Here is a 1,008-nt window from a genome sequence, read left to right on the forward strand (position 1 = left end):
TCACTAAGAGAATTTCATCAGAATTTATAAACACTGGTTTCTTCACAAATGCCTCCATAGAGCCTATTGGCAAAAGTTATTTTCTAAGATATGGAGTAATTAATACGTTTTTCGTAACGATGTGTCAATAGGTAAAATACGAAAAACGTATTTTTATTTTTATAAATCTATTCGATTTTGTTTATTATCATTAATGTTAATGAGGTGCTTATGATAGAAAATATAAAAGAAAAGCAGCTATCCATCATGCTAAATAAATTAACCGAATGTGAAAAAAAAGCTTTTATGAATTTCTTGCTGCGAGCAGAGATTTTAAAAGATCCTCGACAATCTTCTTTTCAGAATCATTCGCTTGTGAATATAAGTAAAGAAAATCATCAGAGTAAGATCCAGAAATAGGTGAAGAATCTTTAAAAAACTCCATAATTTTAACTAATTCATCTGCCTTAATATCTCTCATTTCCCTATTTGTATTAAGATTAATCATATTGGATATAGCTGGTCTTCTTATACCAAGATGGGCGGCAAGCTTGGCTTGGCTCCCTCGTCCCATTTTATCAAGCTCTTTTTTTATCCAAATTTTTAGCTCTTTTTGCCTAATCATAATTAAGTTTATTCCTTATTTTTAAAGTCCTTACAATACAAAAAATACAATGATACGTTTTTCGTATTGACTAAATATTTTTGATATCGTATTTTTATCGCTATGATAAAAACATATACGAAAACCGCAAAACTCATAATTGAGTATCTAGGTGGGTATAAAAAAGTTGCTAATATCGTTAATCGCAATGTTATTGTAATTAGAAAATGGGCTTACCCTTTTGAAAAGCGAGAGGGTAAAGGCGGCATCATTCCAGCTAAATACCAAATTATGCTTTTGAATTACGCACGTGAGCATGGGATAGACTTGCGTCCAGAAGATTTTTTTTATCCCGAGCGCTTGCAGAGATTAATGCAAGAGCAACACCCCCCAATTACGAAAATTTGCAAAAGTTCCAGCGTTGA

The 1,008-nt window shown here is 31.8% G+C and carries 2 protein-coding genes; one reads left to right on the forward strand and one right to left on the reverse strand.

Features of this window, described 5'->3' with window-relative positions; genetic code table 11:
- Positions 1–283 precede the first annotated feature (283 nt).
- Positions 284–604, reverse strand: coding sequence for a transcriptional regulator (locus U736_RS0108795; protein WP_026500698.1), 321 nt, complete (start codon positions 602–604; stop codon positions 284–286).
- A gap of 102 nt (positions 605–706) precedes the next feature.
- On the opposite strand from U736_RS0108795, the gene U736_RS0108800 reads away from it, so the two are divergent.
- Positions 707–1,008: hypothetical protein (locus U736_RS0108800; RefSeq protein WP_034452232.1), on the forward strand; the 302-nt coding region annotated here is incomplete at its 3' end.

Source organism: Bartonella grahamii ATCC 700132, assembly GCF_000518085.1.
GTDB classification, from domain to species: Bacteria; Pseudomonadota; Alphaproteobacteria; order Rhizobiales; family Rhizobiaceae; genus Bartonella; species Bartonella grahamii.